22 protein-coding genes are annotated in these 23,875 nt (G+C 65.7%); 9 read left to right on the top strand and 13 right to left on the bottom strand.

Annotated features, from left to right (window positions below; translation table 11 throughout):
• Positions 1-86: 86 nt before the first annotated feature.
• The 3 genes from HGK27_RS19580 to HGK27_RS19590 all read right to left on the bottom strand — a co-directional run bounded on the left by HGK27_RS19580 (position 87) and on the right by HGK27_RS19590 (position 2,726).
• A complete protein-coding gene (locus HGK27_RS19580; protein ID WP_206244527.1) occupies positions 87-1,022 on the bottom strand; it encodes a LysR substrate-binding domain-containing protein in 936 nt (311 codons plus the stop codon).
• Positions 1,023-1,073: 51 nt separating this feature from the next.
• Positions 1,074-2,204 carry an AI-2E family transporter gene (locus HGK27_RS19585; protein WP_206245434.1) on the bottom strand — a complete coding sequence of 377 codons (1,131 nt, stop codon included), beginning with the start codon at positions 2,202-2,204 and terminating at the stop codon, positions 1,074-1,076.
• Positions 2,205-2,381: 177 nt separating this feature from the next.
• On the bottom strand, positions 2,382-2,726 hold the full coding sequence (locus tag HGK27_RS19590) for a cupin domain-containing protein (RefSeq protein ID WP_206244528.1): 345 nt from the start codon (positions 2,724-2,726) through the stop codon (positions 2,382-2,384).
• 136 nt (positions 2,727-2,862) lie between these two features.
• Between HGK27_RS19590 and HGK27_RS19595 the strand changes: the two genes are divergently transcribed.
• From HGK27_RS19595 to HGK27_RS19625, 7 genes are all read left to right on the top strand, one after another.
• A complete protein-coding gene (locus HGK27_RS19595) occupies positions 2,863-3,204 on the top strand; it encodes a hypothetical protein (protein ID WP_206244529.1) in 342 nt (113 codons plus the stop codon).
• A gap of 16 nt (positions 3,205-3,220) precedes the next feature.
• The gene (locus tag HGK27_RS19600; RefSeq protein WP_206244530.1) at positions 3,221-3,763 is read left to right on the top strand and encodes an NADPH-dependent FMN reductase; all 543 of its coding nucleotides are present in this window, start codon (positions 3,221-3,223) and stop codon (positions 3,761-3,763) included.
• Positions 3,764-3,866: 103 nt separating this feature from the next.
• Entirely contained in the window at positions 3,867-5,624 is a 1,758-nt protein-coding gene (locus HGK27_RS19605) for a chloride channel protein (protein WP_206244531.1), read from the top strand.
• Positions 5,625-5,852: 228 nt separating this feature from the next.
• Positions 5,853-8,594, top strand: a complete 2,742-nt coding sequence (locus tag HGK27_RS19610) for a TonB-dependent receptor (RefSeq protein WP_206244532.1) — start codon at positions 5,853-5,855, stop codon at positions 8,592-8,594.
• 100 nt (positions 8,595-8,694) lie between these two features.
• Complete coding sequence (locus tag HGK27_RS19615) at positions 8,695-9,237, top strand: RNA polymerase sigma factor (RefSeq protein ID WP_206244533.1); 543 nt, start codon at positions 8,695-8,697, stop codon at positions 9,235-9,237.
• Positions 9,234-10,211: a FecR family protein gene (locus HGK27_RS19620; protein ID WP_206244534.1), complete on the top strand. Its 978-nt coding sequence runs from the start codon at positions 9,234-9,236 to the stop codon at positions 10,209-10,211. Before HGK27_RS19615 ends, HGK27_RS19620 begins: the two co-directional genes overlap by 4 nt.
• Before the next feature lie 4 nt (positions 10,212-10,215).
• Positions 10,216-12,951, top strand: coding sequence for a TonB-dependent receptor (locus tag HGK27_RS19625; protein ID WP_206244535.1), 2,736 nt, complete (start codon positions 10,216-10,218; stop codon positions 12,949-12,951).
• On the opposite strand, the gene HGK27_RS19630 is transcribed toward HGK27_RS19625, so the two are convergent.
• A complete protein-coding gene (locus HGK27_RS19630) occupies positions 12,948-13,361 on the bottom strand; it encodes a VOC family protein (protein ID WP_206244536.1) in 414 nt (137 codons plus the stop codon). The two genes, HGK27_RS19625 and HGK27_RS19630, sit on opposite strands and share 4 nt — an antisense overlap.
• A gap of 3 nt (positions 13,362-13,364) precedes the next feature.
• Entirely contained in the window at positions 13,365-13,979 is a 615-nt protein-coding gene (locus HGK27_RS19635) for a glutathione S-transferase family protein (protein WP_206244537.1), read from the bottom strand.
• A 117-nt stretch (positions 13,980-14,096) separates the two neighbouring features.
• Between HGK27_RS19635 and HGK27_RS19640 the strand changes: the two genes are divergently transcribed.
• Positions 14,097-14,984, top strand: a complete 888-nt coding sequence (locus HGK27_RS19640) for a LysR family transcriptional regulator (RefSeq protein WP_206244538.1) — start codon at positions 14,097-14,099, stop codon at positions 14,982-14,984.
• Here HGK27_RS19640 and HGK27_RS19645 read toward each other — a convergent pair.
• The 3 genes from HGK27_RS19645 to HGK27_RS19655 all read right to left on the bottom strand — a co-directional run bounded on the left by HGK27_RS19645 (position 14,981) and on the right by HGK27_RS19655 (position 16,741).
• Positions 14,981-15,484 (bottom strand): GNAT family N-acetyltransferase, encoded by a 504-nt coding sequence (locus tag HGK27_RS19645; protein WP_206244539.1) that lies wholly within the window; start codon positions 15,482-15,484, stop codon positions 14,981-14,983. The genes HGK27_RS19640 and HGK27_RS19645 overlap by 4 nt on opposite strands.
• The gene (locus HGK27_RS19650) at positions 15,481-16,047 is read right to left on the bottom strand and encodes a helix-turn-helix domain-containing protein (RefSeq protein ID WP_241127645.1); all 567 of its coding nucleotides are present in this window, start codon (positions 16,045-16,047) and stop codon (positions 15,481-15,483) included. Before HGK27_RS19650 ends, HGK27_RS19645 begins: the two co-directional genes overlap by 4 nt.
• 64 nt (positions 16,048-16,111) lie before the next feature.
• Complete coding sequence (locus tag HGK27_RS19655; protein ID WP_206244541.1) at positions 16,112-16,741, bottom strand: LysE/ArgO family amino acid transporter; 630 nt, start codon at positions 16,739-16,741, stop codon at positions 16,112-16,114.
• A gap of 72 nt (positions 16,742-16,813) precedes the next feature.
• On the opposite strand from HGK27_RS19655, the gene HGK27_RS19660 reads away from it, so the two are divergent.
• A complete protein-coding gene (locus HGK27_RS19660) occupies positions 16,814-17,701 on the top strand; it encodes a LysR family transcriptional regulator ArgP (protein WP_206244542.1) in 888 nt (295 codons plus the stop codon).
• 72 nt (positions 17,702-17,773) lie between these two features.
• Here HGK27_RS19660 and HGK27_RS19665 read toward each other — a convergent pair whose 3' ends face one another.
• The 5 genes from HGK27_RS19665 to HGK27_RS19685 form a co-directional block, all read right to left on the bottom strand.
• Positions 17,774-18,649: an OmpA family protein gene (locus HGK27_RS19665; protein ID WP_407674682.1), complete on the bottom strand. Its 876-nt coding sequence runs from the start codon at positions 18,647-18,649 to the stop codon at positions 17,774-17,776.
• A 173-nt stretch (positions 18,650-18,822) separates the two neighbouring features.
• On the bottom strand, positions 18,823-19,857 hold the full coding sequence (locus HGK27_RS19670) for an HlyD family secretion protein (RefSeq protein ID WP_206245435.1): 1,035 nt from the start codon (positions 19,855-19,857) through the stop codon (positions 18,823-18,825).
• Between the two features lie 5 nt (positions 19,858-19,862).
• A complete protein-coding gene (locus tag HGK27_RS19675; protein WP_206244544.1) occupies positions 19,863-21,389 on the bottom strand; it encodes an MFS transporter in 1,527 nt (508 codons plus the stop codon).
• Positions 21,386-22,918, bottom strand: coding sequence for an efflux transporter outer membrane subunit (locus tag HGK27_RS19680; protein WP_206244545.1), 1,533 nt, complete (start codon positions 22,916-22,918; stop codon positions 21,386-21,388). The genes HGK27_RS19675 and HGK27_RS19680 overlap by 4 nt, the downstream gene beginning before the upstream one ends.
• 122 nt (positions 22,919-23,040) lie before the next feature.
• Complete coding sequence (locus HGK27_RS19685) at positions 23,041-23,832, bottom strand: AraC family transcriptional regulator (RefSeq protein WP_206244546.1); 792 nt, start codon at positions 23,830-23,832, stop codon at positions 23,041-23,043.
• Positions 23,833-23,875: the final 43 nt, after the last annotated feature.

Raw genomic sequence — 23,875 nt, forward strand, 5'->3', positions numbered from 1 at the left:
CGCGCCGGGCGAGGCGCGCCGAGGGGAGATTATGGCCTCTTCCATGCTTGCCAGCAAATGATGCTCTTGCGCCATGTCATTCCATTTCAGAATGACCTCTCACTCTCTTCCGCAACCACATGATGCAGCGCATCCTGCTCCGCCTGCTGCACCAGCCACTCACGGAAATGACGCAAGGGAGCATAATCGCGGCGCTCGGCCGGCCAGGCCAGGAAATAGCGCTCGCCGCCGCTCATCGGCGCGTCCAGAGCGAGGATCAACTCGCCGCGCTGCAATTCGCGCTCGATCAGGAAGCGGGGCAGCAGCGCCACCCCCATACCGGCAGCGGCGGCTTGAGAGGTCAGGGTGAATTCATCGCACACCATCCCGCGCAGATCGGTGACCGGGCAATGCATCGCGGTAAACCAGCGCTCCCACGCATCGGGGCGGGAGGCCAGATGCAGCAGCGGCACATTCAGGACATCCTCGATCCGGCCGAGCGGATGGCGCCGGGCAAATTCCGGGCTGCAGACCGGAATGACCACCTCACTGAGCAAAGGCACCATGCGCGCGCCGCTCCAATTCTCCATCCCGTAATGGATGGCCGCATCGACATGATCCAGCGCGAAATCGAAAGGCGCCAGCCGCGTGGTGAGATTGACGGTGATCTCGGGAAAGGCATCGGCAAAGCCGCGCAGGCGCGGGGCCAGCCAGCGCGCGCCGAACGTCGGCAGCACCGCCAGATTGAGCGAGCCCCCACGCGGACTGGCGCGAAAGCCCAGCGTCGCGGCGGACACCATATTGAGCGCATCGCGGATCTCGCGCGCATAGGCTTCCCCGGCGCGGGTCAGGCGCACGGTCTGCCTTTCGCGATGGAACAGATCGGAGCCCAGAATGTCTTCCAGCGCGCGGATCTGGCGGCTGATCGCGCTTTGCGTCAGGCTGAGTTCTGCAGCGGCGGCGGTGAAGCTCTCCAGCCGGGCGGCAGCCTCGAAAGAGCAGAGCAGTTGCATGGAGGGCAGAAAGCGGCGCACGAAAACCACGGAGCATCATCCTGCAGCAGGCTGGAACGCCATCATTCCAGAGCGGAATGGTTAGGTGGCCTGCTCCGCCTCGTCAACACAAGGCGGGTCAACACGGGGCGGGTCAACGCGGGGGCCGTTCGCGGCCTTGCCCATGCGCCGCTCGGTCAGAATGTCCCAGCCGGTCAGAAACAGCGCCCCGACCACCGGGCCGATCACAATGCCGCTGATCCCGGCCACTTCGATGCCGCCCAGCGTGGTGACCAGCACCAGCCAGTCAGGCAGGCCGGTGTCCCGCCCCACCAGAATGGGGCGCAGGATGTTGTCGATCAGGCCGATCACCAGCACGCCCGACAGCACCACCACCACCGCCTGCCAGATCGCGCCCGTCGCCAGCAGGTAAAGCGCCACCGGCCCCCAGACGATGGCCGGACCGATGGCGGGCAGCAGCGCGCCGATCACCATCAGCATCCCCCACAAGAGCGCCGCCGGCAGCCCCACGATCCAGAAGGTAATCGCCCCCAGCGCGCCCTGCGCCAGCGCCACCAGCCCCGATCCCTTCACCGTGGCGCGCACCACAATGGCGAATTTCTCCGCCAGCCTGGCAGCGATGTCCGCCTCCAGCGGCAGGCTGCGCAGAATGGCCGGAGCGATCCGCTCACCATCGCGCAGCAGGAAATACATCACATAGAGCCCGATTCCGAAGGCCAGCAGAAAGCCCGCCGCATTGGCCCCGATCGACAGGGCCTGACGCGCGATCATGCTCAGACTGTTGTTGAGCGCCTCGGCCAGCCGGGCCTGTGCCAGTTCGAAACTGCCCAGCCCCGAGGAATCGAGCCAATGCTGCAGGCGCAGCGGCAGCGCATCGTGAAGCTGGCCGAAATAGCGCGACACATCGATCTGGCCACCGCGCATCTGGTCATAGACCTCGGCGGCCTGCCCGGCCACCAGACTGCCGAGGATCAGCGCGGGAAGAACGACCGCCACGGTGATGATCAGCATCGCCAGCCCCGCCGCCCGGTTGCGATGCCCCGGCCAACGGCGAAGCAAGGTCTGGAACAGAGGCTGAAACAGCAGCGCCCCCAGCGCCGCCCAGAGCAAGGCCCCCATAAAGGCCGAGAGGATCAGCCCAAGCCCCAGGCTGATGAGTGCCAGAAACAGAAGAAAACCGCCGCTCTCAAGGCGCTTTCGGTCGAATGCCATCATCTCGCTTTCACTGGCCTGCCTTGCGCCATGCAGTCTTTCCCCCGGATCGCCCCGATCACTGCATGGCAAGGCGGTATGTCGGTCATGGGTGAACGTTCATGGGTCGGGATGGGTCCCAACCATGCCGGACAAGTGCCCGAAGCCAAAGCAAACATCACCTCTGTAACCAGCATGTCAGCCCGCCGCAGGCAGATGAAGCGCCAGCCAGACCGTCGGCTCGGCGGTGTAGGTGACGCGATGGGCCTGGCCCGAAGGGATCAGCAGATGATCGCCCTTGCTCAGGGAGCGCTTGCCCAGCCCGTCCAGCCATAGCTCGGCCGATCCCTCAAGGATCATCACCCATTCGTCCCAGTCCTGCACATAGGGCCGGTCCACCGGCGTGGTCTGGCCGTGGGAGACAATACGCTCCAGCCTGATGCCGGGGCGCGAGAGAATATCCTCGAAACGCTCCTCCTCCTGCCCGCCGCGCGGCAGGCTGAGAAGGTTGCCGACAAAACATGCGTCCGATGAAGCGTCCATGGCGCAACTATGCGCGCGACCCGTGCTTTGGGGAAGCCCCGAAACAACAATCACGAGATAACCCCGAAGACTATCGCAAAGCTATGGAAAATCATCCAGTTGATGCTAGGTCATGCGCGCAAGCAATGGAGACGCTATGTTCGCCCTGGCATTACTCATCGCGGCCCAGGCCGCACCTGCGATGACTCCCCAGATCGGCGGGCCGCCGCCCGGCGGACACGCCTTCAAGGTCTTCGGCATCGGCGCCACCACCTGCGCGGCCGCCTACAGCAACCGCAACGCCGAGGCGATGTCCGAAGCATGGGTGCTGGGCTATTTCACGGCGCTCAACACGCGGGACACCACCGGCGTCGGCAAAAGCGTGAATGCCGAAGGGGTGCTGGCCGCCGTGAAGCAGGCCTGCGTGCAGGAGCCGTCAGCCTCGCTGGATCGCACGGCCCATGGCGTCTATTCCTTTATGCAGAGCCTGGGCGGGTAAGGCCGGAGCCTATGGCATGAAGATCCTCGCCATCTCGGGAAGCGGTCGGCAGGCCTCGACCAACACGGCCATGCTGCGGACGATCGCGGCCATCGCCTGCGGGCAGCATGAGGTCACGGTTGACAGCGATCTGGCGCGCCTGCCGGTCTTTACGCCGGATCGCGAAGGGGACGCGCTTCCCGCCGAAGTGCTCCGCTTCGCCGATCTGATCCGCGCGCATGACGCGCTGATCATCGCCAGCCCGGAGTATGTCAGGGCGATCCCGGGCGGGCTGAAAAATGCCATCGACTGGCTGGTCTCGCGCGAGGAGCTGGTGGGCAAGCCGATGGCTCTGGCCCATGCCTCGCATCGCGGAAACGATATGCTGGCGCAGCTGAGGCTGGTGCTCTCCACAGTGTCCGACGGGTTTTCGCCCGGCAATTTCCTCCGCATCGATCTGATCAACATGACGCCGGAGCAGATCGACGCCAGGCTGCGCCTGCCCGAGAACACGCAGGCCATTCACGCCTTCCTCGCCGCGCTGTACCAGCAGGTTGCGGCATCGACGGCTGTCGGCTGATCGGCCACCTCGCGCCCTCCATGCCCTCTTCTTCTCACAGCACCTTGATTGTAAGGAGGTTTGCGAAGGGCTCTGCGTGAGGTGAAGAGGTGTGAGTTTGCACATGCGATCGGCCAGATTGCCCAAACATCATCGCTTGCGGCAGGGCATCATCGCGGTGCGGCGCTGGCTGCGCGCCAGTGAAGGCGCCTATATTGTGCTGGCGGCGGTGGTGGGCACCATGGCGGGCCTCTCCACGCTGATCCAGAGCTGGCTGGCCCATGGCCTGCAGCATATCTTCTATGGCGTGACGATCAACCGGCTGAGCGCCCTGGCCTCGATCCGCCATCCATGGCGCCTGCTGGCCCTTCCGCTGGGCGCGCTGGCGCTGATCGGCCTCAACCGCTGGCTGGCCTTGCGCGGGCGCACAGCGGTCGACGTGGTGGAGGCCAATGCGCTGCATGGCGGGCGCATCGCCATGTTCGACAATCTGGTGATCGGCGCGCAGACCATCATCTCCAATGGCTGCGGCGCCTCGGTGGGGCTGGAGGCGGCCTATGCGCAATTGGGCGGAGGCCTCGCCTCATGGCTGGGGCAAAAGGTGCATCTGCGCCGCGCCGATCTGCGCACCCTGGTGGGCGCCGGGGCCGGGGCAGGCGTGGGCGCCGCCTTCGGAGCGCCGCTGGCCGGCGCCTTCTATGCCTTCGAGATCGTGATCGGCACCTATAGCACGGCAGCGGTGGCGCCGGTGATCACCGCCTCGCTGGTGGCGGCCGCGATCATGCGGGCCATCGGCCCAGAACCATGGCTGATGGCAACCACGGCCGTGCGCCAGATCACGCTGGGGGATTATGCCGCCTATGCGCTGCTGGGGCTGCTGTGCGCCGGGCTGGGCATTGCGGTGATGCGGCTGGTCACCGCCGCCGAGCGCGTGATGCAGGCCGTAACGCGTTCCAGCCCGTGGCGACCTTTGGCCGGTTCGCTGCTGCTGATGCCGATTGCCTGGGTGTCGCCTCAGGCGCTGTCGGCGGGGCACGGGGCCTTGCATCTCGATCTGGCGCTCAAGCCGCCGGTGGCGTTTCTGCTGGGCGTGCTGGCGCTGAAAGTGGCGGCCTCGGTGGTGTCCTTGGCCAGCGGCTTTCGCGGAGGGCTGTTCTTTGCCTCGCTGTTTCTGGGCTCGCTGGCGGGGCAGGCCTTTGGCGAGATTGCCAATCTCTGGGGCTTTGCCATCGATCCCAATGATGCCGCGCTGGTGGGCATGGCGGCGCTGAGCGTCTCCATCGTGGGCGGATCGATGACGCTGGCGCTGCTGATGCTGGAGATCACCCATGATTTCGCGCTGATGGGGGTGGTGCTGACCGCCGCCCTGATCTCCAGCGCGGTGACGCGTGAGGCCTTTGGCTATTCCTTCTCGACTTGGCGGCTGCATGTGCGGGGTTCGGACATCCGCTCGCCGCGCGACATCGGCTGGATGACCACGCTGACTGCCGGGCGGATGATGCGGCGCGATTGGGTTGCCGTGCAAACCGGGACCAGCGTGGGCACGTTTCGCCAGACGGTGCCGCAAGGCTCGGTCAGCAAGGCTATTCTGGTGGATGAGGGCGGCCATTATGGCGGGATCATCCCGATGGCGGCGGCGCATGCCCCGACCCTGGATCTGGAGGCGGGCATCGAGACGGTGGCGCGTCTACAAGACAAGGTGCTGATGCCCGCGATGGGCATTCGCGCCATCCTCGACACGCTGGATGAGGCAGGGGCCGACGAACTGGCGGTGGTGAATGCGGAAGGGCTGGTGGTGGGCGTTTTGAGCGAGAAACATGCCCGCCGCCGCTATCTGGAGGAAATCGAGGCAGACCAGAAACGGATGTTCGGAGAGACGTAGGCCCGAAGCCTGCTGCCGAGAAGCTAACGCGACAAAGACAAGAACGGGATTGCAAAGGGTGATAACCCTTTGCCCGCCGGAGGCACACCTTTTCAGCATTTCCCTGATTGTGTCAGTTTCATGAAAATATCGACTTAAATTTATTCGATAATTTCTCCATCCCCCATGTCCCCGCCGGTAAAACGCGGCGTCTTCGGATCAGACTTTCTGCCTGCTCTGGGGACTTTCATGATCCGTACTTCCTTCAAGACCCGCTCATCCCTGCTGGCGCTGGCCTGCGTTCTGGTGCCGCAACTGGCATCGGCCACCACCGCGCCGGACAACACCGACACGCCCGACACCATCGTCGTCACCGGCCTTGGCCAGAGCATCAACGCCACGCAAAATCTGAAGCGCCATGCCTCGGTCGAGATGGACTCGATCCTCGCCGACGACATCGCCTCCTTCCCCGAAACCAATCTGGCCGAAGCGATCCAGCGCGTGCCTGGCGTTGCCATCACCCGCGACGCGGGCGGCGAGGGCAAGCAGGTCTCGCTGCGCGGCTTCACGCCCGATTACACGCTGGTGCGTCTGAACGGCATGCCCGCGCTGTCGACCAGCAATTCGATCGACTCGCGTGGCAGCACCTCCAACTCGCGCTCCTTTGATTTCAACATCTTCGCGGCGGAACTCTTCAACCGCATCGATGTGCGCAAATCGGGCGAGGCCAGCATCGAGGAAGGCGGCATCGGCGGCACCATCGATCTCTACACCGCCCGCGCGCTGGACTACAAGGCGCCGCGCTTTGCCCTTTCCGCGCAGGGTTTCTACAACAGCTACAGCAAGGCCGCTTCCCCGCGCATCGCCGGTCTGGCCAGCTGGCGCAACAAGGAAGGCACCTTCGGCGCGCTGGTCTCGGTGGCCTACAGCGAGCGCGAGGTGGTGGAAAAGGGCTTCTCCACCGTGCGCTGGGGCACCGGCGGCTGGAAGGCCAGCAATGTCTCATCCTCGGTCGATGCCAGCACCGCCGCGCGCCTTAACGCCGGGGCGGCCAGCAGCAGCGCGCTCTATTTCCCGCGCTATCTGCGTTACGACCTCTATGACTGGAAGCAGAAGCGCCTTGGCATCACCACCTCGCTGCAGTTCCACCCCAGCAGCGATCTGCAGTTCGATCTCGACGGGCTTTTCGGCAAGCTGAAAGACCAGCGTGACGAATATCACCTCGATGCCAATGCCTGGAGCACCAGCTCGGGTCTTTCCAACACCACGATCAACAGCCTTGGCGTCACGGGCAACAACATCACCTCGGGCAGCTTCGGCAATGTCTGGGTGCGTTCGGACACGGGCCGCTACAACACCACCAATGATTACTACCAGCTGTCGCTCACCACGAAAGCGCGCCTGTCAGACCGGCTGACGATGGATGTGCTGACCGGTTACAACCTCGCCAAGCTCTCCATGAGCCGCTATGAATTCTACTACACCCATGGCGATGCCACCCATCTGACGGGCGGCACCACGATGAATTACGATTTCAGCCAGAACGCCAATCTGCCGGTCATCAATTACGGCATCGATACCAGCAATCCCAACAGCTATATCTTCAACCTGCTGCGGCTTCAGCGCATCAATGTCATTCACAACAACATGACCGGCAAGCTGAACCTGCATTATGAATTCAACCCCGATCTCACCCTGCATGTCGGCGGTTTTATCAACCGCCAGATGATCAATTACCGCGCCTATGCCCAGACCGACATCACCAGCAATGTCGCCAACTCCAGCCCGACCTCGGCGCTGACCACCCTGCCCTTCAATTACGCGAGCGGACTGGGCGTTTCGGGCCTGCCCTCGGGCTGGGCGGTGGCCGATCTGAACAAGGACATCGCGGCGATGAACGCCGACAGCTACAATCTGGCCATCGACACCGGCGCCACCTTCCGCGTGATCGAAACGGTCAGCGGCGGCTATGGCGAACTCGGCTTCCAGGGCAGCCTGTTCGGGCGCGATATCGACGGCAACGCCGGCCTGCGCATCGCCAACACCCATACCAAGTCCGAAGGCTATGTCGGCGGGCTGTGGGTTGGCCAAGCGAACAATTATCTGGACTTCCTGCCCTCGCTCAATGCGGTGATGAAGTTCGGGCGCAAGCTGCAGCTGCGCTTTGCCGCGGACCGCAATCTGTCGCGGCCCACTTTGGGCAATCTGTCCATCGGCGGCGGTTCGGTCGATCCCAACAACCGGATCATCACCACGGGCAATGTCAATCTGAAGCCCTTCCGCGCGGATTCACTCAGCCTCTCGGCGGAATATTATGCCTCGCCGCGCACGATGTTCGCCATCACCCCCTTCTTCAAGCACATCGAGGACCTGATCATCAGCTCCTATTACGATCAGCCCTTCTCGGCCACCGGCCTGCCGCTCAGCCTTCTGAACGCGGCCACCACCACCAACAGCGCCGACACCATCTTCACCATGAAGAGCTACAGCAACGGCCAGCAGGCCAATGTGAAGGGCGTGGAGCTGACCGGCAATGTCGGCTTCGACTTCCTGCCCGGCCTGTTCAAGAACACCGGCGTACTGGCGAATTACACGCTGGCCGATGGCAGCGCGACCTACACCAATGCCACCACCGGCGTGCCCTTCCGCGCCAGCCTGCCCAATCTGACGCGCCATTCGGCCAACATCACCGCCTATTACACCGACAAGAAGGTCGATGCCCGCGTCTCGGTCAGCTATCACGGGCGTTATCTCACCGATCTGCCCTCGGCCAATGGCAATGATATGGCGGGCTACAACGCCAACACCCATGTCGATGCCTCGCTGCGCTACAACATCAACAGGCTGCTCGCCGTCACCTTCGATGCGGTGAACCTGACCAATGCGGCCGACAGCCAGTTTGTCGGCAATGTCGCGGATGGCTCGAACCGCGTCTACACCTACCTCAAGAGCGGCCGCTCCTTCATGGTCGGCGCGCGTATCGGTCTCTAAACCTCTGGCGGCACGGCGGGAAAAGCACCTCGCCGTGCCGCTTTCACATCCCTGCAACAAACGGACCCTACCGGCCATGCAGCATCCTCGCCGGCATTCCATGAACACCATCGCCCCGCCTTCTCCCGCGCCTTCCACAGCGGCCTCGCGTCTGATCGCCGATCTGGCCCAGACGCTGGGGCGCCTGCGCGCCTATGTGCGGGCCCATGTCGGCGATGCGGCCGATGCCGAGGACATCGTGCAGGAAAGCCTTGAGCGCACCCTGCGCCGCGCGCATGAGACCGATATTGCCCGCCCGGATTTCTTCGCGATCAGCGTGGCGCGCAATCTGATGGTGGACCGCCACCGCCGCCAACCTGCCTTCAACTGCGAGCTGGAGGACACGCTGCCCTGCTCTGCCCCCCTGCCCGACCAGCAGCTGAGCGACCGCGAACGCCTCGCCCGTTTCCACGCCGCGCTGGAGGCGATGACACCCCTGCGCCGCGACATCTTCATCCGCCGCCGCATCGACGGCCAGAGCCGCGAAGACATCGCCCGCGCCCTGAACATGCAGTCCGAAGCCGTGAAAAAGCATATCACCCGCGCCATGGCGCAACTGACCCTGGCCCTCGACGATGACATTGCGGTGAATACGACCGCATGACCAGCCTCACCCTCGATGATCTGGAAGCAGCCGCCGACTGGCTGGACGAAGCCGCAGACGGCTGGTCTCCCGAACGCCGCGCCGATTTTCTGGCATGGCTGGCCGATCAGCCGACACGGCTGGAAGCGGTGCGCCGCGTCGCCCAGACCATGGCCGATCCCATGCTGGATGCCGCCCTGCGTGAAGCACTGGCGACGCCAGCGCCAATCGCGCCGCCCATTGCAGCCCCTGCCGACACCCCAGCTTTCGAAGCCCCCGCCCCGCTCCGCTGGTTCAAACCGGCGCTGGCGATGGCGGCCTGCCTTGCGCTGACGGTGATGGGCGGCGGCTGGCTCTGGATGCAACAGGGCCAAAGCGGCCTCCATCTGGAAACCGCCGCCGGGCCCGGGCTGGTGCAGCAACTGGCCGATGGCTCCACGGTCCATCTCGACGGGCGCAGCGATCTCACCGTCCATCTGCGCGCGGGCAGCCGCGATCTCGATCTGGCGGCAGGGCGTGGCCTGTTCGAGGTCGCCCATGCGCCGCAGCGGCCCTTCACCGTGCGCAGCAACGGCGTGGCCGTCACTGCTGTCGGCACCGTTTTCGAGGTAGCGCAGATCGGCACCGATACGCTGGTCCGTGTGCAGCAGGGGCGTGTGCGCGTCACCGATGGCGGCACATTGCGCTTTCTCGATGCAGGGCACGGACTGCTGCTCTCGGCCAGTCACAAAGCCACGGCCCTCTCCTTCCCCCCCGATCCGGCCGCCGCCGCCAGCGACTGGATCGACGCACGCGGCGACCGGCTCGACAGCGTGCTGGCCCGCCTTGCCCATGCCAGCGACAGACCCATCGATTGCGCGCCCGATCTGGCCGCCCGCCCGATCAGCGGCCGCTATCGCCTCAGCGATCCGGAAGGCAGCCTGCGCCTGATCGCCATGGCCAATGGCTGGACGCTGGAGCCCAGCGCAAGCGGCTGGCACCTGCGCCCGGCCTGAGGGGGTGCCGCTCGCTTCGGCAGCGCTGATCGCGGCGTCATCGCTGGCGGCCCATGCCCCGGCCACGGCGCCCGATCCGCGCCTGAACGCCCCCATCGCCGCAGGCTCCGCCGCTCAGGTGCTGGGCGAGGTGGCGCGACAGGCGGGACTGGCCGTGGCCTGGAAGCAAGGCGACCTCGACGGGCTGCGCCTGCCCGCCCTGCCTGCCGGGCAGCACCTGTCACAGGCCCTCGCCCGGCTGTGCCCTCCAGCGGGGCTGAACTGCCGGATCACGACGGGCGGCCTGCTGGTGAGCCGCGCTCCTCGCCCGGCGCCCCATCCCGCGCGCCCGCAACGCGCCAAACCGCCACCTATGCCTGCCGCCATCGAGGATGCGCCCATGCTGGTGGTTTCGGGACGGCGCGGCCTTTCGCCCATGCTCGACACAGAGCGCAGCTTTTCGCTCACCACCATCGATGCGGGCGAGATCAGCCGCCGCGCGCCGCAATCCATGGCCGCCCTGCTCGACGGTATCCCCGGCGTCTGGACCGACACCTCGGCAGGCACCAGCGCCAACACCGTGCGCGTGCGCGGCATGCCGCTGGACGGTTACAGCGCGCTGGCGGTCGAGGAAGACGGCCTGCCCATCCAGCACATGACCCTGCCATGGACCGACATCGACCAGTTCATGCGCCCCGATATCATGCTGGAGAGCGCCGATTACGTTCATGGCGGGCCTTCCTCCATTCTGGCCAGCAATGCCCCGGGGGGGCTGCTGGATCTGCATATCCGCAAGCCCACCGCGCATCTGGCGGGCGGCGCCAGCCTGACCGTCACAGATTATGGCCTGCTGCGCGCCGACGGCTGGATCAGCGGCCCGGTGGGATCATGGAAGGTGATCGCGGGGGGCTATCTCTCGCGCGATCCCACCGTGCGGCGCATGGCCCAGACCCTGGGCGGCGGGCAGGTGCGGCTGCGGGCCCAGCATGATCTGCCCGATGGCTCGATCCGGCTCAGCCTGCGTTATCAGAATGATACGAGCCTCAACACCTCCTCTTATCCGCTGGTGTCAAAGGGCGGCACGCTGAGCGCCCTGCCCGGTTTCGATCCGCTGCGTGACAGCTGGTTCGGAACGGATCTCAACCATGTGACGTTCACCACCGCTCAGGGTTCTGTCACCCGCGACATCGGGCGCAACAACCGCAACCGGCTGATCGCGGGCAACGCCGTGCTGGTGTTGAACCTCGGCCCCGCCACCCGGCTGACGGCACGTCTGGGCCTGCGCCACTCCGCCACCGAGCGCAATGCGATCCTGTCGAGCGGGCCGCCTGTGACCGCCAGCGCCTATCTGGCTCAGAACCGCAGCACTCTGCTGGCTGCCTTTCCCGGCGCCACGCAACTGGCCTTGCGCACCACCGACACCGGCGCAAGCTACACCGACACCACCGGCAATGGCCTTGTCGAGGTGGTGCAGCCCACCAGCGCCACGGTGGGGCTGGATGAGGCGCTGGGCACGCTGGAACTCACCCACACGCTGGAGGCCGCCGGGCGGCACAATCTCACGCTGGGCACCTATGGCGCTGACAGCTTGTGGCGCTACACCCGGATTGTGGCGCGGGCGCTGGTGTCGGCGCAGGCCGAAGGGCAGTTGCTCGATCTGGTGGCGGTGGACGGCAGCGGGCAGCAGATCGGTTCACAGACCGATGGCGGCTTTCTCAGCCGCAGTTCGACATGGGAGCAGACCCACGGCCACCTCCAGATGCTGGCCGCCTATCTGACCGACGAATGGCAGCTGGCCCGTGACTGGCGCGTGGATGCCGGACTGCGGCACGAGGAGGAAAGCCTGCGCGGCACGGTCTCACTACCGGTCACGCTCAATCTGGCGACGGCGACATCGCTGGCGGGCAGCGCCACGCAGGAGGACAGCGGCCAGAGCGTGCCGTATCGCGGCAGTTTTGCCGCCACCAATGCCACGCTGGCGGTCAACTGGCATCCGGCTCAAGGCCCGCTCAGCCTTTTCGCACGGGCCACGCGCAGCCACAGCCTTCCGGGGTTGGGCAATTATCGCAACAGTCCCAATCCAGCCACCGCTCATGCCGTGGCCGTCAGCGAGGGGGAACTGGGACTGGTGCTGGATCGCAAGGCGCTGCATCTGTCGATCACGGGCTTTGCCAATTATTTCAGCGGGCTGGATGTCAGCGCCAGCACCATCGATGCGCGCACCGGAGCGATCCTGACCATCCCGCGTCTGGCCGATGCCACCGCTGTGGGGCTGGAAGGCGAAAGCCGGATGCGTCTGGCCCGCTGGCTCTCGGCGCGGCTGAGCGTGACATGGCAGCGCTCACGGCTGAGCGATTATCTCTACACCGATGCCAGCAGCGGGGTGAGTGTCACCATCAACAACAACGGCCATGTGCCTCAGCGCGTGCCCGATGTGATGGCCATGGCCAGCCTGAGCGCCGATCTGCCGGTGCGCGGGCTTTCCATGGGCATGGATGTGACCGGCATGGGCCGCCGCTTTGCCGATGACGGGAACACGCTGCGCCTGCCGCCCTACGTGCTGGTGGGGCTGAACGCGCAATGGGCCATCAATGCCGCGACCAGCCTGAGGGCTCAGGTGAGCAATCTGCTCAACACGGTGGCGGTGATGCAGGGTGACACGATTGCCGGTGTCGGCCCCGGCAGTGCGGCCGGCCTTTATGTGACCGGGCGCTCGCTGCCGGGGCGGGTGGTGCAGTTGCAGCTGTCGCGGCAATTTTAGAGCGCTGGAAGGATCTCGTTGAATTCCAGCACATTGCGGTCAGGGTCGCGGATAAAGCAGACGCTGCGGCGGCCATGCCCCATCTCGACCGGCCCTTCGGTGATGGCGATCCCTTCCTGACCCAGCCAGGCCACCAGCTCCGCCATGCTTTCGATGATGAAGGCGGCATGGGTGTAGCCGGGGCGCTTGATCGCGGCGTCGAGCAGCACATTGCCTTCCTCGGCGGCGGTACCGTTGAAGATCAGATGGATGCGCAGGCCGGTGGGGTGAACCAACCCGCAGGCCTTGCCCTCCTCGGAAAATTCCTCGGGATCGCGCAGGAAACCCAGCTTCGCGTAAAAGGCTTCCGATACAGCCAGATCGGTTACCCGAATGCCGACATGGTCGAGCTTGAGTGTCTGGAACTGCATGGCTCAGGCCTCCAATCCGGCACGGGTCCGCGCGAAGGGGAGAAATCCGGGAAGCTGCTCGACCTTGCGCAGCCAGGCAAGCACGCGCGGGTAACCGGAGAGATCGACATTCCCCTCAGGCGCGCGCTCGATATAGCTATAGAGCGCGACATCGGCGATCGTGGGCTGAGCGGTCCCCGCAATCCATGACCTTGCGGCCAAAACCTGCTCAATCACGGCCAGCGTGGCATGGGCGCGGGCGACCACCTCTTCGGCGCGGAAGGGCGCATCGAACACCGTCACCAGACGCGCGGCGCAAGCGCCATAGGCGATCTTGCCCGCCGCCACCGAGAGGAAGCGCTGCACCTCGGCCTCTTCGACCGGGTCGGTCGGCAACCAGTGCGAGGGGCCGATCTTGCGCGCCACATAGACCAGAATGGCGATGGAATCGGCGACGATGATGCCGTCATCATCCAGCACCGGCACCTCGCCAAAGGCGTTGAGGGCCAGAAATTCGGGCTGCTTATGCGCGCCTGCCGCCAGATCGACATGGATCAGCTCATGCTCGACCCCGGCCAGCGACAGGAACAGCGCCGCGCGATGGGCATGGCCGGAAAGCGGGAAATGGTAGAGTTTCATGGGTGGGACCTCGCTGTGCGGATAACGCCTGACCTGTATCGCTCAGCGCAGAATGGATGATAATCTGGCAGATCCGCACTTCATTCTTGCGATCCACGATGATAATGGTCACCAGCGATGGAACAGCTCAAAGCCCTGCGGACCTTTATCGCCGTGGCCGAACAGGCCAGTTTCGCTCAGGCGGCGCGGCGGCTGCATATGTCGCCCACCACTGTCACGCGCACCGTGGCCGCGCTGGAGGACAGTCTGGGCACGCCGCTGCTGATCCGCACCACGCGCAGCGTGCGCCTCACCGAGGAGGGCGCCGCCTTTCTGGAACGCTGCCGCGCCGGTCTGGCCGAGATCGACGGCGCTTTCGAGGCGGTGCGCGGCACGGGTCAGGCCCCGCGCGGCACGCTGACCGTCACCGCGCCGGTGATGTTCGGGCGGCTGCACATCCTGCCCATCGTCACCGAGCTGATCCAGCGCCACCCCGGCCTCAATGTGCGATTGCTGCTGCTCGACCGCGTGGTGCGGCTGGTGGAGGAAGGCGTGGATGTGGCCGTGCGCATCGCCGATCTGCCCGACAGCGCGCTGCATATGCGCAAGGTCGGCGAGGTGCGGCGCGTCTACAGCGCCAGCCCGGCCTATCTGGCCGAAAAGGGCGAACCCCATCATCTGGCCGATCTGCGCCATCACCGCATGATCGCCATCGAGGATGAGGTTGGCGCCCATCGCCTGTTGGACACCGGCCATAACAGAACCGGCGAGGGCCCGCCGCGCCTCTCCGTCAACAGCGTTCAGGCGGGAATCGAGGCGGCAATCAGCGGGCTCGGCATTGTGCGGACGCTGTCCTATCAGATCACGCAGGATCTGCAGGCGGGCAGACTGCGGCAAATTCTCACCGATGTGGTGAGCCCCGCCCTGCCCGTGTCCCTGCTGTTCCAGAGCGGGCGGCGCAACACGCCCAACATTCGCGCCTTCACCGATCTGGTGCAGGAGCGCCTGCGCGGCGGCGCGCTTTAATCAGCCGCTTCGCGCAGCACTCTTTGCATAAAGACCAGATCCAGCCAGCGGTCGAATTTGCGGCCCACTTCGGGCAAGCGCCCCACCTCGGCAAAGCCCAGAGCGTGATGCAGCGCGAGCGATCCGGCGTTCCCGGCCTCGATCCCGCCGATCATGGCATGGAGCCCCGCCGCAACGGCCTGCTCGATCAGCGCCTCCATCAGCGCCCTCCCCACGCCCTGCCGATGGCTTTCGGGATGGACATAGACAGAATGCTCGATCGTATGGACATAGCCGGGCCATGGCCGGAAATCGCCATAGGAGGCAAAGCCCAGCAGGCGATCCCCAACCTCTGCGACCAGAACCGGAAAGCCGCGTTCTCGCTTGCCGGCCAGCCAGCTCTGGCGTTCCTCCAGCGTCACAGGCGTGTCATTCCACACCGCCGTCGTCTGCAGCACGGCATGGTTGTAGATCGCCATGATCGCGGCAAGATCACGCTCGCCGGCGTCGCGGATGATCATGATCTGAACCCTCCCATACGGCCGATCACCACGGCATAATGACAGGGCCGTGGACCGGGATTGTAAAAACAGACTTCCGCAGCCGCGCCAAGGGCCAGACAGTCGCCCGGATGGAGCAGCGTCTCCAGATCGCCTTCGCGGATGGCAAGGCTGCCCTCACGCAGCCAGATCGCATGATGCTGGAAGGCATAGCTCGCGGCGGGAAAGCAGGCCCGGGCGCCCGGCGGCATCTCGATCTCGACGATGTCCAGCGGGAATGGGTCCAGTCCAAGGACCTGTCGGCGCAGATAACCACTCTCCGGATCGACCCAACTCTTGCGGTCCTGCGCCCGGTTCAGGCGGCTTCCGCTTTGCTCGGCGCGCGCGAACAGAGCGGACAGGGTGAGGCCGAAAGCATTGCCGAGCCGCGCCAGCAAGGCCGCTGTGGGGCTGACATCGCCGCGCTCGATCTTGCTGATCATCGCCTTGGAAACGCCGGAGCGTTCAGCCAGATCGGCAATGCTCCACTGATGCGCCAGCCGCTCCGCCTTGAGGCAGTGGGCGAGTTGGCCAGCGCTATCCACTATATGATCCATTTAGCTACTATTGTTGAAATCGCCCCGCAGGTCAACGGTTGAAACCCTTGCGTCAGGTCCCGGGGGGCAGTGCATGCAGCGCCAGAGACGCGGCCAGACTCAGCATCACCACGCCGACAAAAGCATCGAGCATCCGCCATGCCGCAGGCTTGGCAAAGACCGGTTTCAGCAGTCGCGCGCCATAGCCCAGGCTGATAAACCATGTGAAACTGGCCGTTGCCGCCCCTGCCACGAAGATGGGCCGCAGCAGCGCGGGTTGCGAGGCGCCAGCGGCGCCCATCAGCAACACCGTGTCGAGATAGACATGGGGGTTGAGAAAGGTGAAGGCCGCCGTGGTGGTCAGCGCCCGGGCCAGCGTGACGCCGCCGGCCTCGGTGACCAGCATTGCCTCGGGCGCGGCCATGCGGCGCAGGGCCGCCACGCCGTACCAGCCCAGAAAAGCGGCGCCCCCCAGCGACAGGGCCATGGTGAGGCGGGGAATGGCGGCCAGAAAGGCTCCCATCCCGGCCACGCCCAGCGAGATCAGCAGCGCGTCGGATGCCCCGCACAGCAGGACAATGGCGCCGACATGCTCGCGCCGCAGCCCTTGCCGCAGCACGAAGAGGTTTTGCGCGCCAATCGCCATGATCAGTGCGCCGGACAGGAGAAATCCCGAGGCGAAAGGGGTAAAAAGGCTTGTCATGCGGTGGGAATGGGCAAGGGCGATGAATAAGTAAAACTTGTTCTTCTTATCCTGATGAAGCAATGCTTCATCATGCTGGACTATCCATCGCTCTGCGCCGTCTCCGCTGTCGTCACCGAGGGCAGTTTTGAAAAGGCCGCTGCCGCGCTCGCCATGACGCCTTCCGCCGTGTCGCAAAGGGTGCGCGGGCTTGAGGAGCGGCTGGGCTCGATCCTGATCCTGCGCGGATCGCCCTGCATGCCAACGGACCTGGGCAGCGCGCTCTGCGCCCATCTCGACCGGGTGCGGCTGCTCGAACATGATATGGGCGCTGTGTTGGGGCAGCAGGCAGACAATCCCGCAGCGCTGACCTTGCGGGTGGCGGTCAATTCCGACAGCCTCGCGACATGGTTTCCCGCCGCCATCGCCACCTTTGCCCGCCAGACAGGCATCGCGCTGGACATCCGCATGGATGATGAGGAGCACACCGCCGACCGCCTGCGCTCAGGCGATGTGCTGGCCGCGGTGACGGCGGACACAAGGCCCGTGCAGGGCTGCAAAACCGCACATCTGGGCGCCTTGCGCTATGTCGCCTGCGCCAGCCCGGCTTTTATCGCCAGACATTTCGCGCAAGGCGTGACGGCGGAAACGCTGGCCCATGCGCCCTATCTGCGGTTCGATCGCCGCGATCTGTTGCAAGCCCGCTGGGCGCGTGAAGCCTTGGGCGCCGAACCGACCGGCCCCGTCCACTGGGTGCCCTCCACCACCGCCTTTATCGATCTGACGCTGGAGGATCTGGGCTGGAGCCTGCATCCCCTGTCTCTCGTGCAGGATCATCTGGCCGCCGGGCGGCTGGTGGAACTGCCTCCGCAGCGCCCCCTTGATGTGACGTTGCATTGGGTCGTGCCGCGCCTGCATTCGCCATCGCTGCAGCATTTGTCGGCAGCGATCCGCGAGGTGGCAGGGCGCCTGCTGATGTAACAGCCCCAAACGCCAGCAGGGCGGGCTACCGAAGTAGCCCGCCCCACTTTTTCACGCCTGAAGCGATCAGCGTCAGCCGTTGACGTCAACTGCCTTGCTGACCAGAATGTTCACCGACACGCGGCGGTTCTGGGCCTTGCCCTCGGGCGTGTCATTGCTGGCGGCGGGGTCAGCCGTGGCCATGCCGCTCGGGGTCAGCATGCGATAGGGCTTCCAGTGGCAAGCCTGCTGCAGGTAATGGATCACGCTGCTGGCACGCTTTTCGCTGAGCGCCTGGTTCGTATCGTCGCTGCCGGTCGAGTCGGTGTAGCCCACCACCAGGATCAGAGCGTTTTCAGTGCCTTCAGCCTGAGTGGCGGTCTGGCAGAGCTGGTTCTTGTCCTCAGCCGACAGCACGGCCTTGCCGGTGTCGAAGTGGACATTCATCGTGCTCTTGATGTTGTACTTGTCGATGTCGCCCATGCGGCCGCGCAGCGCCTCGGTGGCGGCTTCATTGGCGGTGAAGCGCTGATCTGTGCCATTATGGATCATATTGGCAGTCTTGAGGTCGCCATTGCGCAGGGTGATCTGCGCAGCGAGCAGGCCATCGGGCGCCTGAACCGTCTTCACCGTCACCGGCAGACCGTTCATCAGCGAGCCGGGGCTCAGCTTGTTGCTGCCGAACAGACCTTTACTGGCCTTGATGGGCGTATTTTCATTGAAGCTGATGATCTGCTTCGTACCATCGGCGCCCGTGACTTGCATTTTATTGCCAGTGCGGGCGGAAATGAAGCCCTTTACCTCAGGCCCGGCAGGCAGCTTTGAGGGGTCGGGGGCCTGCTCACCGGTGACGGTGATGTCGCTGCGGGGCGCTGGCTGCTGGTCCTGCGCGTAAAGGCTGGAAGCCATTGGCATGGTACTTGCCGCCAGAAGGGCAATCATCCCTGTTTTCTTGAACATAGCACGCATAACGAGACTCCTTGCAAACACTGTTCTTGGCTTGCGCTTTTAATTCTGTCTCGCAGATGAAAAGTGCCCGCAAACCGGTTTTCACTTGGACGAAACGGGCTTGACATGCGGCAAGTTGCAATTTTGGCACCAGTGATCCCATGCAACGCACGGCTAAACACAGCTGAACGGGGTCAGCTGGCGGTCTGAACCGTGGGAATCACCGACATGCCGACATGCAGGCGATTCGCGCCCGTCTGACCCGGATCGATGACGATCCGCACCGCGAGTCGCTGGGTGATCTTGGTGAAATTGCCGGTGGCATTTTCCGGCGCCACGGCGGCGAAGGAGACGCCGGTTGCCGGGGCGATGCTTTCCACATGGCCCTTCAGCACCAGCCCGGGCACGGCATCCACCGCCACGCTGGCCGCCTGACCGGGCCGGATGCGTGCCAGCTGGGTCTCGCGGAAATGGGCCTCGACATAGGCCTGCGCCACCGGCACCACCGCCAGCAGCGGCGCGCCCACCTGCACATAATTGCCCACCCGCACCCCGCGCTGGCCGATCACGCCATCCACGGGCGCGCGCACCTGCGTGTAGGAGAGGTTGAGCTTTGCCGCCTCCATCGCCGCCCGCGCCCGCGCCACAGCGGCCTCGGCATCGGCCAGCCGGGCCTGAAGCACCGGCAGCTGCGAGCGGGCCGCATCATGCCCGGCACTGTCGCGCCGTCTGGCGGCCTGATCGGCGGCCAGACGGGCACTGGCCTCCTGCTGCTCCTGCCGGCTGCCCGAACCGTCGCTGGCCAGATCCTGATAACGCCCCGCATTGGCCTGCGACAGGCTGATCGCCGCCAGATCGGCCTCCACATTGGCGCCGGCCTGAGCGATCAGGCTGGACTGGCGCGCCAGTTCACGCCGCAATTCCTCGGCCTTGGCCTGCGCCGAGGCGAGGTCGGCCTCGCTGGCCTGAAGCGCGACCCGGTAATCACGGTCATCGATCACGGCCAGCAGCTGGCCTTGCCGCACGCTCTGATTGTCGGCCACCAGCACCTGCGCCACAGTGCCCGAGACCTTGGGCGCCACCGTGCTGAAATCGGCGCCGACATAGGCGTCGTCGGTGGTCTGGCTGCTGCCGGCGCCTTCGTCGCGGGCCACGGCCCAGCCTGCTCCGGCAAGGGCGATCAGGCCAAGGCCGATCATCACGGGTTTGGGCGAAAGGGGGATGGGCATCATCGTCAATCCTTCGAGGGAGGCGCGGGAGGCGCGACATAAGTGAGGCACAGCGTCGGCGGGATCAGCAGCAGGGCCAGCAAAGCGGCAGCGCGATAGGCGTCGGCCACGGCCAGCGTGGCGGACTGGGCATGCACCTGTTCGAACAGGCCCGGGGCATGGTCGCCCAGCATGCCAGCACGGTCGGCAAAGCCGCGCAGATGGGCAGAGGCGCTCACCAGCAGCAGCCTTTCGACCAGCACCGCCCCGATCACCGAGGCCAAGGTCTTGAGCGTGTTGATCAGACCCGAGACATAGGGCGCCTCGGCAGGCCCGATCACGCCCACGGCCAGATAGAGGAAAGCCACCACGGACAGCGGCTGGCCAAGCGTCTGCAACGCCTGCGCCAGCCAGAACTGGCGCACCATCCAGTCCCCGGTCACGCCCGAGGCGATCCAGCAGGAAAGGCCGATCAGCAGCAGACCAAGCGCCATCACCTGCCGCGCATCCACCCAGCGCCGATAGAGCAGCCATGAAACCAGCGGCGCCAGAGCCAGCTGCGGCAGGGCAATGATCAGGCCGATCGGCGCGATCTGCTGCGGGCGGAAGCCCTGCGCCTCGCCCAGCTGCACGGCAGGCAGCAGCGCGGCGGCAATAATCACCACCAGCATGGCCAGGAACACCGGCATGCCAAGGCCATAGTTGCGGCGGCCCATCAACTGCAGCTTCACAAAGGGCGCCGGATGAAACCACTCGCTGACCAGAAACAGCGCGATCAGCGCCAGCCCGGCGGTGAAGCTTCCGGCAATCAGCGGGCTGTGGAACCAGTCCAGCCGCTCGCCCTCTTCCAGCGCAAAGGCCAGCAGCATCAGCCCGGAGGGGCCGGCCAGCAAGGCGGGCAAGTCCATCTCGCGCAGCCGCTCAAGGCGCAGCGGGTCTTGAGGCAGGCCCCACCAGATGGCCCAAAGCACGGCCAGAGCGGCAGGGATCACCTGCCAATAGGCCAGACGCCAGTCTCCCAGCCCGTCGATCCATGTCGCGGCGAGCCAGAGCGCCAGATTGGGGGAGAAGGTGGCCGTCAGCGAATAGAAGCCCAGACCCTGCAGCTTGATCGCCGGGGGCAGAAAGCGCAGGGCGGCGCTCATCAGCAGCGGGATCATCGCGCCTCCGGCCAGCCCCTGCACCGCGCGCAGGCCCATCATCCAGCCCAGATCGGGCGCCAGCGGCAGCAGCACCGCGCAGAGCAGAAAGACACCGGTGATCGCCAGATGAAAGCGCCGCAGCGAGAAGGTGCCCGCCAGCCATGAGGCCACCGGCATCGCCGCCAGCTGCGCCCCTTCATAAATGGTGCTGAGCAGATGGGCATCATCCGTGGCCAGTCCGCGCGCTCCGGCGATATCGGCAAGCGCCAGCCCGCCGACCCGGTCGTTCAGCCCGGACATCATCGCCGCCAGCAGCACCCCGCCCAGCCCGGTGGCGATGCGCAGGTTCCAGACCGGAGCTGGCGAGGGGGCGGGTTTCGGCGGTGCCTCCAGCGCCACTGCAGCCGTCATGCGCCATGCTCCGGCGCGGCAGGGGGCGTCCATCCGCCGCCGATGGCCTTGTAGAGCGCCACCAGCGCGTCATTATGGGCCTGCCGGGAGGCCACATAATCAGCCTCACGATCCAGCCTCGCGCGCTGGGCGATCAGCACGGCCAGATAGCCGGTCGCGCCGGCCTGATAGCGCCGCTGCGCTACATGAGCCGCCACCCGGCTCTGATCGACGCCGGTTTTCGCGGCGGCCATCTGCGCCTCGCTGGTGCGGACTTCTTCGATGGCATCGTCGATCTCATGCCAGGCGCGCAGCACCGTGGCGCGGTAATGGATGGCAGCGGCCTGCTGATTGGCCTTGGCAAGGTCCAGCTGCCCCGCCAGTCGCCCGCCCTGAAAGATCGGCAGGCGCAGGATCGGCCCCAGCACAAATTGCCGCGCATCCCACAGCGGCAGATTGCTGAGGTTCAACGCCTGAAACCCCAGACTGCCCCCCAGCGAGACCGAAGGGTAGAAATCGGCCTTCGCGCTGCCGATGTCAGCCGTGGCCGCATGCAGGCTGGCCTCCGCCGCGAGGATATCGGGCCTCCGCCGCGCCAGATCGGAGGGCAGGATGGGGGGCGGCGCCGCGGCAATCTCGGGCAGGGTCCGGGCCGGGCTGGCCAGCATGGAATCGAGCGCATGAGGCTCCAGCCCCGCCAGCAGGGCCAGCGCATTGCGGGCTTGTGCCGCCGCGCGTTCCAGCGCGGGCAATTGCGCATCGATGGCGGCCAGTTGCGTGCCTGCCGTGGCGGCATCGAAGCGGGTGGTCGCGCCGCGATCGAGGCGCTTTTCCGCGATGCGCTGCCCTTGCTCCACCGCCGCGCGATTGTCGCGCAGGATCGCCAGCTGCGCCTCCGTGGCGCGCAGATGGAGATAGGTGCGGGCCACCTCGGCGCTGAGCGAGACCTGCAGGGCCTCACGATCAAACCACGCCGCCTGCGCCAGAGCGCGGCTGCCCTCACGCAGACGTCGCGCCTTGCCCCAGAGATCGAGTTCCCAGCTGGCATCGACACCGGCCTGAAACAGATCATACTCGCTGGAGTTGCTGGCGGGCAGCGTGGTGGAACCGAAAGCGGCCGTGCCCCCGGCGTCTTCATTGGCCGGGCTGCCCGAACCGGTCAGCGAGAGAATGCCCTTGGGGCTGGCCCTTTCCCGCTGATAGGAGGCCCCTGCCCCCGCCTGAGGCAGTCCCGCCGCCCCGGCGATCCGCAGCGCGGCCCGTGCCCGGCCAATGCGCGTTCCGGCCTCCGCCAGATCGAGATTGCCGGACAGCACCTGCTTTTCCAGCGCATCGAGCGTGCCATCGCCAAAACCCTGCCACCACGCTGGCGTGGGTGCGGCCTGCCCGGGCAGGGCACTGGCCGCAACGACGGTCGCGCGGGGAGGCGGCAAGGCGGTCGGCGCCTTGAAATCAGGGCCCGCCGTGCATCCGCTCAGGGCTGCCGCTATGCCGAGGGCGCAGAGGCTGGCGGTCAGGGCGCTGCGCGGGGCGATATCATCCGGGAGCATGGCGGGGCACTTTCAAGGCATGGAAACAAGGCCTTGCCTCTAGCGCGCCGCATGAAATCGTGATGTCGCAAGTCTGGCAGATTATAGCTTGATCCTGCCAATTCGTGATCAGCCGCGCCGGATCACGCGATGACGCGGGTTTCCAGATATTTCCCCGGCGATTGGCCCAAAATCTTCCTGAACATGGTGATAAAGGCGCTGGCGCTTTCATAGCCCAGATCCAGCGCGATGGTCTGAACCGCCACGCCTTGCGCCAGTTGCTCCAGCGCCAGCATGATCTGGAACTGCTGGCGCCAGCGCAGGAAACTCATGCCCGTTTCCTTCTGGATCAGGCGATGCAGGCTGCGCTCGCTCATGCCGATGCGCTGGGCCCAGAGGGCGATGGTCGCCCGGTCCGCCGGATCGGCGGCCAGCGCATCGGCGAGGCGGCGCAAGCGCGGATCTGCGGGCATCGGCAGATGGAGATGCTCGATGGGCGCCTCCTCCAGCGTGTTGAGCATGGTGCGGATCAGCGGTGCGGCACGGCCTTGCGGATCATAAAGCACCGGCAGGCGCGAGACCTCGATCACCAGCTCGCGCAGCAGGGGCGAGATCGCCATGGCACAGCATTCGCGCGGCAGTGCCTCGGCCAGATCGGGCGCGATAAACAGGCAGTAGAGTTCAAGCGCCCCCACCGCCTTCATGCTGTGAAGCACCCCGCTGGGAATCCACAGGGCGCCCTGCGGCGGCACCAGCCACCGACCCTTCGCCACATCGCAGGTGATCAGCCCGCGCACCGCCAGCACCAGCTGCGCCTTACGATGGGCATGGGGCTCTTTTTCCCAACCCTGCGTGACCATCTCCATGCCCATGGCCGAAACGGCACGGGGTGCATCCTGCGGCTCGAAGAGTTGATCGGTGTCGGGCCATGGCATGGCGCGGCGCTCCCTCGGCATGGCGCCATGGTTCAGCACCATG

Source organism: Novosphingobium terrae, assembly GCF_017163935.1.
Taxonomy (GTDB): Bacteria; Pseudomonadota; Alphaproteobacteria; order Sphingomonadales; family Sphingomonadaceae; genus Novosphingobium; species Novosphingobium terrae.